We start from the raw sequence: 15,164 nt of genomic DNA on the forward strand, positions 1-15,164 counted from the left end.
CGAGAAAAGGACCGTAGTGATACGGTCTTTTTTTCGTAATGAATAGTTTGAAACCTTAGATTTATGAAATTGTGATGTAAGAATTCTCCTTAAAATAGATTCGCAATAAACTATTTAGAGAGAGTAGATATGGCTTGTACACTTTTTGTAACGATATTTGCCGAGTTTTTGTATAATATAATTATGTGAAGTTAACATAACTTATTGTATCAATAATATATATTTGCGTAGAATATCCATTTTAAGGTTTTGAAGTACCCCCTAAATGAAAATTTTATTTCGCTCAAGTTAGTTACTTAGTGAAGTCTGCTCATTTTTTTCGTATTAGGGAAGAATGTACTTTTTAACTTGATGGGTATGGGGTAGTACCCCTTGTAGCAAAACCGGAGTGGGAATGATGAGTATAAATAGTTTTGTGAGATTGATAAAGGACGAATTATTAAAAGAGGTAAGCATAAGAAGTGAGGATGAATTCGAGCCTATAGTAGTTAAAGATATTCCTAGACTTTGGAAGTGTTTAGGGACAGGTAATTATGCCGCAGTATTTATGCACAAAGAATACAAAGATTGGGTAGTGAAAGTTTACGCGCGAGAAGGAGAAGGAATTGAAAAAGAGTCAGAAGTATACCGAAGAATCGGAAATCATCCTTCTTATTCGAATCTTATATATAAAGGAGAAAATTTCATAGTATTGAAACGTTTAAAAGAAATTACCTTATACGATGCTATCCATAAGGGGATTAAAATTCCTAAGCAGGTAATCCTTGATATCAATGAAGCTATAGAGTATGCAAGGGAGCAAGGATTAACTCCTTGTGATGTTCACGGAAAAAATGTGATGATGGAAAATGGAAGGGGATATGTAGTCGATGTATCTGATTTCTTAAAAACAAAAGAAGATAGTAAGTGGAGAGACTTAGAAAAGGCATATTTTACATTTTACTTGCCTTTCATTTATAAATTGCCTTTCCCTGTTAAAATACCGTATTTCATGTTAAACATTGTTCGACGTTCATATAGAAAATATAAGAAGCTTAAAAAGAAATTCAAATTGTAAAAGGACCACATACTTATCTTTAGGTTAGATAAGTGAACCACTAGTAAACAAAAGGACCGTACATTTTAGATATGTCTAATATGTACGGTCCTAATTTTATAACTTCATGAAGTAATTTATTTATAAAATGATTGTAACAATAGAATATACCCATTTCAGTACATTTCATTTTAAACATATTGATGTACTATAGTTCTAAACAAATCACAATTAATGGATTAGAAGGGGAATAAACTATGTACACAGACGCAATTGAGTATTAAAATTTCAATCTAATTTACCTTTGCATAGATGCAGGTATCAGTTAGTTTTTTACCGTCAGCTGAAAGATCTTCATTACGTAATATCCCTTCAAGCTCAAAACCTAGTTTTTCAGGGATCGTACGACTTTTAGTGTTAGTAGATTCACATCTTATTTCAATCCTTCTAAATTTGAGTAACTGAAATCCAAGGTTTGTTAACTCACTTACTACCTCTGTCATATATCCATTGCCACTAAATTGCGTGTTAATCCAGTATCCAATTTCACATTTAGAAATCTTCCAATTAATTCCGTGAAGGCTAGCAGTTCCAATAAAATCATTAGTATCCTTATGATAGATAAGATAGCGAAAGCTTTCTCTTTTTAAAAAATCTATATGGGCATTTCTCAGGATAATTTCCGTTTCTTCAACAGTAGGAATTGACTGAAATAAAAGCAACCATTGTTTTAACTCATTAATTGAATCCTTAATAGCTTGGTGTACGACATTCCCGTCACCAGCTTGAAGTGGTGCTCGAAGAATTAGTCTGTCTGTTTCTATTTGTAACGGAACATCTAATAAAATAGAATGCATATCATTTCTCCTCTCGAAAACTTTAAATTATGACAGAATGAAACTTATATAATAAAAAAACTTTCACCCAAAAGAAATAATTCTTGAAGACGAGAGTTGCAATTTCGTGGTACGTTATTATGATAAATAAATTAAAAAACACCCTATCTCACTAACAGGAGATCCCGTCACAGCAGCACTATAAATTATTATAGAACCGTGCGAAGCTCCTATTCTTTCTTCATTAAGAACTTGATATGTAGCAATACAGTAAAGTTTATCTCCCATAAAGGGACCTCCCAAAAATTAGTAAACAATAAATATATATTCAATTAATCACTTAGAAATCCCTTTTCACATATTGAAAACTAAATTTCCAGTTGGTACAAAAATGGCTACCGAAGCAGCCTTAGGTTATTCAACTAATGATTGTAGAAGGAATGAGTGTCGCATTTTATTAATCCCGATTTATTTGATTTAAAAATTTACTTTTATGCAGATGGTGAAACAGAATTAATGAGAAGGTCTAGCCGCGATATTACTGAAAGGAGAGCCGATATCAATTATTTAAGGCGGTCTCATGCAGAACGTCGGATTCAGTACGAAGTGTTTATGCATCCATACAGTCAATGTTTTGATATTATTATCAAAAATTCCGATGAAGCAATATGTCTAGAAAAAAATACATTTGAGTTTTATAGAGTTTAAATGCAAATACTCTATTTGTTATGTTTATTATGAGGGTTCATTTTCATTATTTGGCTCCCAAATGAAGCAACTTTAGTATTCACTCAAAAATCCATTGTCTATGAAACAACTAGATTTTTAAACGGCTTTAATAGACAACTGCCATTTACATAGACAGATGTCTATTGTATTTTTGGCGGCAAGATAAAATAGCTTTTTTGTTACTTTACAATAAAGTATACTTAATATCAGTAATTCATGTAATTAGGAGTGATTTCTATATTTAGGGAAAATGCAAAAAGGTTACTTCTGTCATTAGTAACAAATCCAATACTAATAATTGTATACGGCATTTTTTGTTATGAGTTAGCCTTATACTGTAAGTACGGAAGGATGAATTATAATATTTATATTTTGTTATTATGTATAGTACTTTTTATATCCATGACTACATTTACTACAATGCAGGTGATAAAAAATAGAGAATATGAATCTAAAAAATTAACTAATTCAATAGCATGGAGATCCATTTCTATTATCATTATTGTTGCAATTACATTATTTTATGGGATGCAGATTTATAAAAGTGCAATAAATTACAATGGCAAATTGGCATGGTTTATAGAAAGGTTAAAACATGAAAGGTCAGTTAAACTTAAACATAATAATATATATGAATCTGGAGTAGAAGGTATTTTTGAAGATATAAATAAAAAACATCCTTTGCCAAAGAAATTGTATATGGCAACTGATTTTGATCTTACATTTCATTCAGATGGAACAATCACAGCGTTTGATACATTTGTTTATGGGAAAAATGTTGATGGGAAAGAAGAAACTTATTTAATCTCTTATAATAAGAAGAAATCAGAAGATATTACTATAATACGAGACGGGTATGCAAAGCCTGATTATGATGATGATAAATTAGTAGAACCTTTAATTAAAACGGTTAAGGCGATTCCAGTTAAGCAAACGGTTAGAAAGTGGAATGAAAGTAAGTATGGGTTGATTTATTATGGAAAAAGAAATTGGGGATCCAATACAGAGGGAATTATTAATATTACTGAGGATGGTAAGGGGCAGAGTCTTAAAGAAGCAGCTTCTGAAATCATTGGATATACTGTATCTATATTTGTCCCTGGAAAAGAGAAAGAGCTAGTACCTGCTAGATATAACTTAATATGTGACGCAAGTTGGAGTAAATCAAAGACGCCTCCAAATGAAGATAGGCTTAAAGAGAAGAAACAACAAGATTTAAAGAATGAAAAAGAACAGTTTTTCCTATCAAAAGAAGTTGGTTATAAACTAAATATGACAGATAAAGCATTAGGGAGCGCCTTTTATTCATTAAGCAAGACTAGTGATGAAGGGGAAACATGGGAGGTTATCAATCCAGACCCATTTAATAGGGGGATTGGTAGTGTATCAGGAATCACTTTTATAAATGATAAACTTGGGTTTTTAGGAGCAGTTAGACCTTCTGGTAATGAGGGAGAGTTATATCGCACAGATGATGGGGGGGGATCTTTCAAAAAGGTAGAATATCCGCCGCATGAAGTCAAATTAGATCATACACAGTCCACAATAAGTCCTTTTGATTCTCCTAGTATGCCATATGAGAAAGATGGGGTTTTTAATATGTTAGTTGGACAAGGGGCAGATGGAGACTACAATGGCGATAGTAGTGTACTTTATCAATCAAAAGATAACGGAGAGACATGGGAATTTGTAGAAGAAGTGAAAAAGAAGCCCGTAAATCTTTAGATGATCTTAAGGCTTGGATACAATAATCTGACTTATTAAAATCTCAAAAGGATTTTGTTGATACGTTACCTGAAAAAGAAGCAAGTATCTCTAAACTAGAGGAAAGTAAAAAATAAAAGAGGTTGCCCAAAAGTAACTATTCAGCGACTTTTGGGACAACCTCTTCTTTTCGTTGTGGATTTTCAAGAAAATTTAGAATAAAATAAAAAAATAGTCATCTACCTATTATTCACTAATGAAAAGAAAAGGGGGTAGCGAAATGCAACTGAAGTATGGGAAGCACATTAATATATTATCTATTGTTCTAACTTTGTTCTCTTTTTCCGTAATTGTAAGTTTCTCTACCTGGTTGAGTGGATATTCAATTCCCAACCTTTCTACAATGCTTAAGGTAACAATGTTGAGTGCATTTATTCTTGGAATTATAGGGTTTAGACAAGAGAAAAGCGCACTAGCGATTATAATTATGGGAATATGTGCCTTTGCTCTAGTCGTTCTATATACTTATGCGGTTATAAGTTTTCTTGAGCATTAAACACCATAAAAAAGAAACGAACATTTTTGTTCGTTTCTTTTTTGGGATGATTATTATAAAATAGCCTCTTCTAATGATTGAGTGCTGAATCCAAGAATTGATTTTTGAATGTTATTTTCATGATCTTTTACAATAATATATGGAACGCCCTGTACGTTAAAGGACTCAACCTCTTTTTTTCTTCTGGGGTATTAGAGGGGGACCACCCACATTTTTTACTGAAAAAGAAATTGTATTTATAAAGCGAAAAAAACGCTATTCTTTTTGTAACAATATACAGAAACGCCATCCTTTCCTATGATTTTACAGAAAGAATAGCGTGTTTTTTCATTTTAGGGGGCATTTCTTTTTATTAGTTTGATAGCGAGGTGACGATACCCCTTTATTGTTTTTCAGACTTCGCTTGTTCTAAAATGTATGCTTCTTCTTGTTCCGGTGTCGCTAATTCGTATGCTTTACCAGTGCTGTTATTGTCCCATTCCCATAATAAATTATGTTCCTCAACCGATTGAGAGAAATCGCCTTCATACCAACGAACCAAAATCTTAAGGTACTGTTCTTTATGTTGTAAGGTTCCACTATTACTTTCATCAATCGCTTGACGTACTTTTTCGATGTTTTCTGGAGTCATTTTGATAAATCCTTGCTTTTCGTGGGATAATACTTTTTGATGAGTCATTTTGTGCATTGCATTGATTATATGACGATCAGAGTTGAGGTCAAGTATTACCTCTTCCCCTTTAATTCTCTCAGTCTGCTTTTCCTTAACGTCTGAACCTGAATACTCAAGGTCAAAAGAAGCTGATTTTACGCATACAAAAAGATTGTATACCGCTGAAGAGCTAGTGAAGATTGGACTTTCGATGCCCCCAGACTTTGCCCCAGGAAAGGACTGGTCTTATTCAAACACAGGATACGTATTACTGGGTATCCTTATTGAAAAAGTAACCGGAAACAGTTATGCGGAAGAGATTGAAAATCGGATTATTGAACCGCTTGAATTGTCGAATACATTCCTACCTGGCAATTCAAGCGTTATTCCAGGCACTAAGCATGCCCGTGGATATGTCCAACCAGACGGAGCAAGTGAGCTAAAAGACGTTACTTATTTTAATCCAAGTATAGGTAGCTCGGCTGGAGATATGATTTCTACTGCTGACGACTTAAACAAATTCTTTTCTTACTTGCTCGGTGGAAAATTAATGAAAGAACAGCAACTAAAACAAATGCTTACTACAGTTCCTACAGGAAGAGCTGAAATCGGGAGATACGGTCTTGGAATCTATGAAACTAAGCTTCCAAACGGTGTCCCGATATGGGGACACACAGGTGGTATTCCAGGATTTAGTACTTTTGCTGGAGGTATACTTGGAGGTAAGCATACGTTGGCCGTCAGTTTGAACAGTATGGGTAGAGCTAACAGTCCTGATCCTTTTAAAAATATTTTACTTGCTGAATTTGGTAAGTAGGTAAAAAGGAAAAAATTTTTTCATAGTTTTCATAGTTAAAAATATACTTTTCTAGTAAAAAAGCCCCAACTTATTTTTTGAAAAATTTGGCGCTTTTTTACTTAGTTGAAAGTATATCAGCGTTTTTCAAATATATCATAATCAATTCGCGAATCTTATAATCATATTTTTAATGCCTGCATGAATGTTTTCAATGATTTCATTCCTTATTATTAAATCTCCATAAATTTAAATTAGCCTATCTTTATTAATTCATTATGTATCAGCATTTGGATTTTTTATAAAGAAAAGGCACTATCATCAAAGTGCCTCTTCTTACTTAATCTACAATGGGATAGCAACACATCGCCATCCTTTCTGTATATTTCTACAAAAAGAATAACGTTCTCTGTGAATTATAGATATAAATTTATCTTAGGTTGATAGTGATTTATGATGCCTCCATATACATAAATACATTTTGTCGAAATTATTAAAAAGGGGAATTTTTCTATTTGAAGAACTAATAATTGATTGTCAATATGTATTAGAAATCTCAATCTAAACTAAAGGAGAACAAAATGGGACAAAACAATAAAGGCTTTTCTGAAACAGGATTGCGCAAAATGCGCAATGTACTGGCGCAGCATGTCGATTCTGGAAAGATTCCTGGGCTCGTCGCCTTAGTCAGCCGAAACGGGGAGACGCACGTCGAAGCGCTTGGAACAATGAGGCATGATGGTGGCGCACCAATGCGTCGGGACACGATCTTTCGATTGGCGTCCACTAGCAAGCCGATCGCAGTTTCACCAGTAATGGTTCTGCTCGACGAGTGCAAACTGCATTTAGACGATCCAGTAGACAAATGGCTGCCCGAACTCGCTGACCGGCAGGTGTTGAAACAGCCCGATGGTCCACTGGAAGAGACCGTCCCAGCACGGCGTCCTATCACTGTACGAGACCTGTTGACCTCCACATTCGGTCTCGGAGTGGATCTCACGTTGATGGGTTCTCCGATCATGAACGCGTTCTTCGAGAGTGGGATATTCGACACGCCAGGGCAGGATATGCCCGATCCAGATGAGTTTATGTGTCGCCTAGGTGCACTTCCGCTAAGCTACCAGCCCGGAGAGCGGTGGCAGTATCATATCAGTATTGAAGTGCTCGGCATTCTTGTTGCCAGGGTCACGGGTCAGACATTCGAGTCATTCCTGCGCGAACGCATATTCGATCCACTGGGAATGAAGGACACTGGTTTCTACGTGCCTGAGCTCAAGATTGACCGGCTTCCACCTGCCTTCAACCCAGATCCGCAGACAGGTGAGTTCATCGTGTGGGATGAGGGTACAGGCGGACGTTACAGCAAACCTCCAGCATTTCAAGCAGGCGGTGGTGGGCTGCTCGCAACCATCGACGATTATCACGCGTATTTGCAGATGCTGTTGAACAAAGGGATGCACGGGACCAAACGGATTCTGTCTAGGCCCGCAGTCCAGCTGATGACCACCAACCGTCTTACTCCTGAACAACAAGTATACCGAGACGATTTGGCCAAAAACAACGTCCATTTGTCGTTTGGACAAGGGATACAAGGTGGCTGGGGCTTTGGGATGGGGGTGCGTACCTATCTTGGAGACTACGCGTCTATCGGTCAATTCGGCTGGGATGGCGGAACTGGCACTACAGCTTACGCTGATCCAGACAAACAGTTTATTGGAATTCTGTTCACCCAGGTTGGGATGTCAACTCCGGCCCCATCGCATCTTATCCAAGACTTCTGGACCACGGTCTACCAAGCAATCGAAGACTGAAACCGAACTTAGGTATTGTTTAAAGGAAAACTCCAAGACAAATTATACGCATGATGGCCACCATCAACACCATGGTTAAAAGCTATGGCAGGACGGGAAGTGTTGGAAGTACTACGAGAACAGTTTGGCATTATTAATAAGAGCCAAATAAAAAATCCTCTTGGATGCAAGAGGATTTTTTTTATTGGGAATAGTAAGGATGAGGGAGGTGCATTACATATGGGAAAAGGTAGAAGTAATAATGCTGGTAAAAAGCAACCGAATTTCGATGATTCATCTAATTTCGCTAAACAAAGCCAACCGACAGAAAAGAAGAAGAAATAAGAAAAGGATCTCTCTTTATCAAGAGAGATCCTTTTTAAAATATATTGACGTTTCAGCACAACATATCGATTGCTTAATCAAATAGTCATAAATACAAGGCTTAAACTCCTGCGAATGGAAGCCAATTTAATATTATTGTCCTGCTTTTTCTAATGGGTGGAATGATTGCTCAAATTGTAGCCTTGAGGAACCCTCAGCGAGTTCTAAGTATAACTTTGATTGCATCAAGTATTTTTGGCTCTGAAGACAACAAACGGAATTTGCCTCCGATTGATGAGAAGATACTCACTTACCGTGCTAATGGGGCCAAACTAAATTGGTCGGATGAAGAATCTGTTGCAAATTACTTGGTTACAGGATCAGTGTTACCCTGTGGTTCAAAGCATAAGTTCGATGAGAAGAGGGCTTATAAGCAGGTAGAAAAAGAAATAAAACGAGCAAATAACCTACTCAGTATGTTTAATCACTCACTTCTTAAAGGCGATGATTCTTATGAGGGGAAGTTAAAAGAAATTAATATACCTACTTTGGTTATCCACGGTACAGAAGATACAGTGCTTCCATACGAGCATGGTCTTGCTCTTGTTAATGGAATTCCCCATGCTGTATTACTAACCGAAGGATCGGGGCACGAGATTCATTGCGACGATTGGGTTCATATAATCAGCGCTATTTCGAACCATACTTCACTCTTATAATCATTATAGGAATCGCATAAAACAAAAACACTTGGAAAAAGGGCCACAATTGAATTTGTAACCCTTTTTTTCTATTGAAAATCAGTTTTGGAGCTGTTACTCAATTATAGAATATTAATACTCAGTGATTGATAATTCTGTCTTGTAAGGGGTAGTATCACATCGCTATCAAGCTAAGAAAAGTAAATACCCCCAGAACGAAATTTTGTGCTAACTTGTAGCAAAAAAGCTCATTTTTTTGTTTTGGGGTAATTCTGAATTCTTAAGTTGATTGGCATGTGGCGGTACCCCTGATAGGGCATGCGATAAAGTGCTATTAAATTCGAGGAAGCCAAAGTATAAAAGGGGCATTTATTGCAGCTCGAATATCTTTTACTGATTTATTGCATATAAAAGTAGCTGCACAAAAGTACAGCCACTCTTTTCTTGAAAACATTATTAGAAAAGATCAAAAGGTATACGTACCTTTTGAAGTGTTAGAATACTCCTGAAGAAATAAATAATTCTAATTATAAAGGGCAGTTAATATTAATTCGTTTTTGGTATAGGTTTTGATCATTATAAATCCAATTTTTCTAGTTTTGGGACGTTTCATTTACAGAAGATAGATAATAACAAAATTTTCTCAATAAGGAATTTACTGCTTTTAATATAATTTTTTAACAATTCATGGTATATCTGTATTAAGGGGACCTTTTCGGTTGATTAGGGAGAAAGATTATAAAAATGATATGGGAGGAACAAAAAATGTCATTGAAAAAGAAATTAGGTGTTGGAGTGGTTTCAGCCGCTCTGGGTTTATCTTTAATTGGTGGGGGAACATATGCATATTTTAGCGATCAAGTGGTGACAAATAATTCATTTGCTGCAGGTACATTGGATTTAGCTATGCAGCCAACTACTTCACTTAACTTAGAAAATTTAAAACCTGGGGACAAAATATTAAAGAAATTCAATTTAAAAAATAGTGGTACATTAGATATTAAAGATATCATGATGAAAATAGACTATACTGTAAACGATTTAAAACAAAATAACACTACAGAAGATTTAGGTAAACATATTAAAGTACAATTTCTTTGGGATTGGGATCCTGCAAAAAGCCCTGTATACGAGACAACTCTTGCAGAACTAAAATCACAAAGCCCAGAGATTGCCTCCAAAAAAGTATTTCATTCTAAGTGGACTGAAACAGGAGGATTAAAACCTGGGAAAATGGATTGGTTTTGGATAAAGTTTATATTTGAAGACAACGGAACAGATCAAAACGTGTTCCAAGGGGATAGTATTGCGCTAAAAATGGAGTTCCAAGCCAATCAAACAGATGGACAAGAAAGATAAATGTAAGAGCATAATACTGGTAAAAAGTAAAACTGAGCTTATGCCTTTTAATAATTTAAAAGAATGATTACAACATATCTATACCAAAAGCCATTGATATCAGCATTTGCGCATGATATTAATGGCTTTTGTAAGTTTAACATTTTGAATGTTTTGTAAAACTAACATTTAATTTATAAATAGAAGAAAAAAATAGCCAAAAGTCGTAGAGCGTTTAAGAGAGTAAATAACGACTCTCTTTTTTTGCTTTTGTATTTTTAAGGGTATCCATATACATTGAATAAGGAAATCCCCACACTGCAATTGTGCAGAAATAATAAAGTTGTTTAATTTACAATAAAGTCATTTGAAAAATAATATAGTTGTTTAAAAATCCTTATTCCACGAACGGAGCAGGTTAGTGGAAGCAATAGTAATTAGGTTTGACTGGGAAAATTGTCGATGATATTAAAAAAGACACCGAAGTGTCTTATGTTTTTCAAATTAAGCATACCGATAAATTGAAATATAATTACTTAACATTATGCTTATCTTGGGAGCGGGGTATTTTATCGGTGAGTGTATACAAACCATGTAATGCTTGCTGTTAATAATGCTGACGAAATCAAAGCTGTAAGAACACTATATGTTTGCCAAATAAGTATTGTTGACCAATCGAAAGCACAGCACAGTATACCCAGGGCAATCGTAGCGATCAGGAAAATAACTGTTACGGTTATTCTCTTTTTTGTCATTGGCTGCCGCTCATTCGTTTTCCTTCTGCGTAATCCTAAGAGAAATAGCAAAACGGCCAATAGGCAAAGAATAATTGTGATAGACGACAAAATAATATCCAAAAGCTGTGTGCCGCTTATTTCATATGACTGAGTTAGATTGCCGTCTAATATATCTTTAACTTTTAGTACCAGATTTGTATTGGTATTTGCGCCGTTGCTCAGCAAGCAGACGGCTGTTCGTTCATTTAGCAGTATGGCTACTTCGGTTCTGAAATTTGGATTACCCCCAGTGTGTTCTATAATCGTTTGGTTGGCGTTTACCGACCAGCCTGCCGCATAATACATATCGTTGACAGCCGAAACAGACATATCACCCCTATGTGATTTTTCGATAACCGTGTGAAATATTTCGGGTATGTCCTGCACGATACCCATCTGTATGCCCATCCAACGCGCCATATCTTTTGTATTAGAAATGATGTAGGCTGCGGGTTTATTCCCAGCATAATCCGGAGCTTTAAATGGAGTTGTCATAAAAAAGGAAGAACGATAGCCCTGTGCCAACTGTCCAGTGGCTTGAGCATCTTCTTTATAAACATACGTCTGGTGAAGACCTAACGGCTGAAATACCTGTTCCCTCATAAAGTCTTCATAGCTTTGTCGCGACACAATCTCAATAACCAAACCCAATACGTCATAATTAACGGTTCCATAGTTATACTGTTCACCGGGAGGGAACGCCAATTCAGCATCCACGAGCATTTCCACAGTCTTTTGCAACATATCCGGCGTATTGCCTTGTGGAATATTTTGAGTATGCCTAATATTTATTAGACCACTGGTATGGTGAAGAAAGTTATTTAGTGTAAGACTTTGCATATCAACAGGTTTCCCTTGATACTTTAACGTAAACCAAGGTAAATATTTTTGGACAGGGTCAGTCATTGAGAGCAGCCCTTGCTCTTCCAACAGCATAATACCCATACCGGTAAAAGCTTTACTGACCGAGGCTAACTCATAGAGTGTATTTTCACTTGCAGACAACCCCTTTTCACGGTCTGCATACCCTGAAGAAAAGTAGAACACTTCATCATCAGCAAGTATTGAGATTGACATTCCCGGCACACCTGATATACGACAGGCATCATCTAGCAACGCTTGTATTGCCGCAGATTGCGAATCTGACAACGCATAACTTTGTGTTGCGAATCCTGAGAATAATATAAATATCGTTAGTACAAAAACAATAATCTTTTTCATAAACTCTCCTTTTTGGAAAATTATAAGAGAATAATATAAATAACCTCCTTTTACAACTACGAAACTAAATTTTAATTTATCTTTCTATTCACCTATATAATATCAAGTAATTGTGAAGAGTTACACTTAAACGAACAGATGCGTTAGTTCAATAAGAAGTAAACAACTTTATTATTCATTTTTTAAGTATCATATAAACAGATGGATGTAATTTGAAACAACTTTAAAGAGCCTTGCTACGTAGAATGTAGTAAGGCTCTTAGCTTTTAATAATCAAAATTCAATAACTTTATTATCATTATACAGCAATCGAGCTAAGAAAAGCATAAATCCCCAAATAGTAAAATTGAGATCCCCAGAGTAATGCTTTGAAAAAAACTATGTACTAGAACTGGTACTCTGTCGGTAAGTCATGAAAGAGGTACTTATATTATTTGTTTTGTAAATTATCTTGAATTTGTTGTTCTATATTTACTAGTGATGTTTTTAGGGAATTACTAAGCTTTTTAACAAATTTAAGAACAAGAAGCCAGTTTTTAATAATAGAATTCTAAAAGCGTTAGGGTAGAAATTTATTGTTTTTGTTAAAAAAGAATTGACTTCTACTATAGTTGTAACTAATATGGTTACATAAGGTTGTAATCGAATTAGTTACAACTAATATCTGTTTAAAATAAAATATGATTTATATATTTAATTAAGGATGATGGTCCGCACGTTGCCACCCGGTGTAGAAAGTTACTAATGCATTCAAATTAATGCATAATCCCAACTTTAGTATTTTCTGATACGGGGCAATAATGTGCAACGTAATCTTTTGTTAAAAACCTTGGTTAATCTTTCTTTGGAAATATTAGTTTTTGGGGAATATAGTAAGGTATCCCAAAAAGAACAAGGTATAAAAAGATGTACTTATATAAACCAAAAAGTTAGCTGAGCTAGATAATAAAAATAAAGGTAGGAGATTTAAATGGAGACAAAACAAGATAACCTTATTTACGTATGGGACGCATATTGCGGATGGTGCTATGGCTTTTCAGAAAGTATTAAAGGATTTTACAAAAACCACACTGAAGTGCCGTTAACAGTTTTATGTGGAGGATTATTTTTAGATGATTTACCAATGAAAAATTTCTCATATATAGAAGAGGGGAATAAAAGAATTAATCAACTTACAGGTGCAGAATTTGGTCCTTCATATCAAAAATTGGTGGAAGAAGGTACTTTTAAAATGAATTCGAAAGATGCTGCAATTGGCTTTTCAGCTTTACGCTCATTAGCACCAGACCGTTTGTTAGAATTCACTTCGGCTATGCAAAAAGCGTTTTATTATGAGGGCCAAAGTCTGAGTAATCCTGAAACATATCGTAAGATTGCAATTGAGCTTGGTCTGAATTCTAAACAAGTATTAGAACGTTTAAACTCTCAAGAAACAATAATAGATGCCCAAAACGACTTCAATAAAGTTCGACAGCTTGGTGTTAATAGTTATCCTTCATTACTTTTACAAAAGGATAATCAAATTATCCCTATTGGTGGTGGGGTAATGACGCCAGATAAAATTGAAGCGCGTTTTAAAAATTTATATTAATGAATTTTAAGTTACAGTATATAACATTTAACGTTTTAAAAAAGACTAGAATTGGATGGACTTAACCCTTTTTATAACAGTCGGTTTCAATTTATTTTTAAAAAGAGTCCAATTTTAATTTTACTATCAGCTATAGTAGCAAACATGTTAGCTTAAGCCAACCGACATTCATCTCTCGCCTATTTGCTGGTGCTATCACACTTTCAGGTGAATTGAAGAGGGAACTTCTGTCGGAACAAGATAAAAATATGTTAACTAGTAAATAACTTTAACAAAAGGAGAATAACATTCTATGTTTAAAACAATCGATACAAATCAAAAAGATGTGAAATTGACGGTGTTTAGTTCAGACGAAAAAAGTTTTATGGTCACTGCAAGCTTAGTTGAGAAAGCGGGACATGCATTTTTAATAAACTCAAAATTTACTCAATCTGATTCGAAAGAAATTGTTGAATATCTGAAAAAAAACGGCTTATCTCTAGATGAAATTTTTATTATTCATGGAGATCCAGACTACTACTTTGGATTAGAGAGTATTAAAGCTGCTTACCCAGAAGCCATAGCGTATGCTACAGAGTCTACTGTTGAACATATTGTTCATACTGTCTTAGGGAAATTAAAAGTTTGGAAAGATGCCTTAGGAGAAAATGCACCAAGCAACGTGGTATTACCTCAAGTATATAAAGAAAAAACGATTGAGTTTCAAGGTTTAACATTTGAACTAGTAGGATTAGATCATTACAGAACTAGCTTATTTAATAAAGAGCTAAAATTATTAATTGGTGGTATTGATGTATTTAACGAAATACATGTATTCTTAGCAGATACTAGCTCAAAAGCAGCTATGGAGGCATGGATTGAAAACTTGAAAGTATTACAAGCATTAAATGCTGACATAATTGTACCTAGCCATGGATCAATTGAAAAATCTTTAAATAATCAGGCACTTACTGCAACTATGGATTACCTAAGAACTGCGATTCAAGCTTCTGAGGAAAGTAAAACTTCAAAAGATTTTGTAGCGAAACTTGAAGCAACATATCCAGGCTATGCAAATAAAGGTGTATTAGAATTAAGTGCAAAAGTTGTAACAAAAGAAATGCCTTGGGGTTAA

General features: G+C 35.0%; 11 protein-coding genes and 3 pseudogenes. 10 read left to right on the plus strand and 4 right to left on the minus strand.

Annotated elements, in window-relative coordinates:
* The first annotated feature begins 397 nt into the window (after positions 1–397).
* Positions 398–1,057 carry a serine/threonine protein kinase gene (locus tag MHH66_RS10320; RefSeq protein WP_033708051.1) on the plus strand — a complete coding sequence of 220 codons (660 nt, stop codon included), beginning with the start codon at positions 398–400 and terminating at the stop codon, positions 1,055–1,057.
* Positions 1,058–1,329: 272 nt separating this feature from the next.
* On the opposite strand, the gene MHH66_RS10325 is transcribed toward MHH66_RS10320, so the two are convergent.
* Both MHH66_RS10325 and MHH66_RS10330 read right to left on the minus strand, forming a co-directional pair.
* Positions 1,330–1,893, minus strand: a complete 564-nt coding sequence (locus tag MHH66_RS10325) for a GNAT family N-acetyltransferase (protein WP_063219351.1) — start codon at positions 1,891–1,893, stop codon at positions 1,330–1,332.
* Positions 1,894–2,010: 117 nt separating this feature from the next.
* Complete coding sequence (locus MHH66_RS10330) at positions 2,011–2,160, minus strand: hypothetical protein (protein WP_002142482.1); 150 nt, start codon at positions 2,158–2,160, stop codon at positions 2,011–2,013.
* Between the two features lie 131 nt (positions 2,161–2,291).
* Here MHH66_RS10330 and MHH66_RS10335 point away from each other — a divergent pair.
* The 3 genes and pseudogenes from MHH66_RS10335 to MHH66_RS10345 form a co-directional block, all read left to right on the plus strand.
* A pseudogene (locus MHH66_RS10335) lies at positions 2,292–2,580 on the plus strand (uridine kinase); the annotation flags it as partial.
* 249 nt (positions 2,581–2,829) lie between these two features.
* Entirely contained in the window at positions 2,830–4,326 is a 1,497-nt protein-coding gene (locus MHH66_RS10340; protein WP_340866763.1) for a WD40/YVTN/BNR-like repeat-containing protein, read from the plus strand.
* A 259-nt stretch (positions 4,327–4,585) separates the two neighbouring features.
* The gene (locus tag MHH66_RS10345) at positions 4,586–4,861 is read left to right on the plus strand and encodes a hypothetical protein (RefSeq protein ID WP_001176332.1); all 276 of its coding nucleotides are present in this window, start codon (positions 4,586–4,588) and stop codon (positions 4,859–4,861) included.
* Positions 4,862–5,243: 382 nt separating this feature from the next.
* Here the strand turns inward: MHH66_RS10345 and MHH66_RS10350 are convergent, their stop codons facing one another.
* The gene (locus MHH66_RS10350; RefSeq protein WP_407060710.1) at positions 5,244–5,714 is read right to left on the minus strand and encodes a DUF6241 domain-containing protein; all 471 of its coding nucleotides are present in this window, start codon (positions 5,712–5,714) and stop codon (positions 5,244–5,246) included.
* Here MHH66_RS10350 and MHH66_RS10355 point away from each other — a divergent pair.
* From MHH66_RS10355 to MHH66_RS10370, 4 genes and pseudogenes are all read left to right on the plus strand, one after another.
* Positions 5,641–6,330, plus strand: a pseudogene (locus MHH66_RS10355) (serine hydrolase domain-containing protein); the annotation flags it as partial. The gene MHH66_RS10350 and the pseudogene MHH66_RS10355 overlap by 74 nt on opposite strands.
* A gap of 560 nt (positions 6,331–6,890) precedes the next feature.
* Complete coding sequence (locus tag MHH66_RS10360) at positions 6,891–8,120, plus strand: serine hydrolase domain-containing protein (RefSeq protein ID WP_002084484.1); 1,230 nt, start codon at positions 6,891–6,893, stop codon at positions 8,118–8,120.
* A gap of 476 nt (positions 8,121–8,596) precedes the next feature.
* A pseudogene (locus tag MHH66_RS10365) lies at positions 8,597–9,142 on the plus strand (alpha/beta fold hydrolase); the annotation flags it as partial.
* Between the two features lie 747 nt (positions 9,143–9,889).
* The gene (locus MHH66_RS10370; protein WP_002084491.1) at positions 9,890–10,483 is read left to right on the plus strand and encodes a TasA family protein; all 594 of its coding nucleotides are present in this window, start codon (positions 9,890–9,892) and stop codon (positions 10,481–10,483) included.
* Between the two features lie 548 nt (positions 10,484–11,031).
* On the opposite strand, the gene MHH66_RS10375 is transcribed toward MHH66_RS10370, so the two are convergent.
* Positions 11,032–12,459: a serine hydrolase domain-containing protein gene (locus MHH66_RS10375; protein ID WP_078185861.1), complete on the minus strand. Its 1,428-nt coding sequence runs from the start codon at positions 12,457–12,459 to the stop codon at positions 11,032–11,034.
* Positions 12,460–13,429: 970 nt separating this feature from the next.
* Between MHH66_RS10375 and MHH66_RS10380 the strand changes: the two genes are divergently transcribed.
* Both MHH66_RS10380 and MHH66_RS10385 read left to right on the plus strand, forming a co-directional pair.
* Complete coding sequence (locus MHH66_RS10380) at positions 13,430–14,050, plus strand: DsbA family protein (protein WP_078185862.1); 621 nt, start codon at positions 13,430–13,432, stop codon at positions 14,048–14,050.
* Between the two features lie 292 nt (positions 14,051–14,342).
* Positions 14,343–15,164, plus strand: coding sequence for a cytoplasmic protein (locus MHH66_RS10385; RefSeq protein ID WP_078185863.1), 822 nt, complete (start codon positions 14,343–14,345; stop codon positions 15,162–15,164).

The organism is Bacillus sp. FSL H8-0492 (genome assembly GCF_038006145.1).
Lineage (GTDB): Bacteria > Bacillota > Bacilli > Bacillales > Bacillaceae_G > Bacillus_A > Bacillus_A mycoides.

Coding starts and splice junctions, on each gene's coding strand:
- MHH66_RS10320 (WP_033708051.1), top strand. CDS start 398: ATGAGTATAAATAGTTTTGTGAGATTGATAAAGGACGAATTATTAAAA.
- MHH66_RS10325 (WP_063219351.1), bottom strand. CDS start 1,893: ATGCATTCTATTTTATTAGATGTTCCGTTACAAATAGAAACAGACAGA.
- MHH66_RS10330 (WP_002142482.1), bottom strand. CDS start 2,160: ATGGGAGATAAACTTTACTGTATTGCTACATATCAAGTTCTTAATGAA.
- MHH66_RS10345 (WP_001176332.1), top strand. CDS start 4,586: ATGCAACTGAAGTATGGGAAGCACATTAATATATTATCTATTGTTCTA.
- MHH66_RS10360 (WP_002084484.1), top strand. CDS start 6,891: ATGGGACAAAACAATAAAGGCTTTTCTGAAACAGGATTGCGCAAAATG.
- MHH66_RS10370 (WP_002084491.1), top strand. CDS start 9,890: ATGTCATTGAAAAAGAAATTAGGTGTTGGAGTGGTTTCAGCCGCTCTG.
- MHH66_RS10375 (WP_078185861.1), bottom strand. CDS start 12,459: ATGAAAAAGATTATTGTTTTTGTACTAACGATATTTATATTATTCTCA.
- MHH66_RS10380 (WP_078185862.1), top strand. CDS start 13,430: ATGGAGACAAAACAAGATAACCTTATTTACGTATGGGACGCATATTGC.
- MHH66_RS10385 (WP_078185863.1), top strand. CDS start 14,343: ATGTTTAAAACAATCGATACAAATCAAAAAGATGTGAAATTGACGGTG.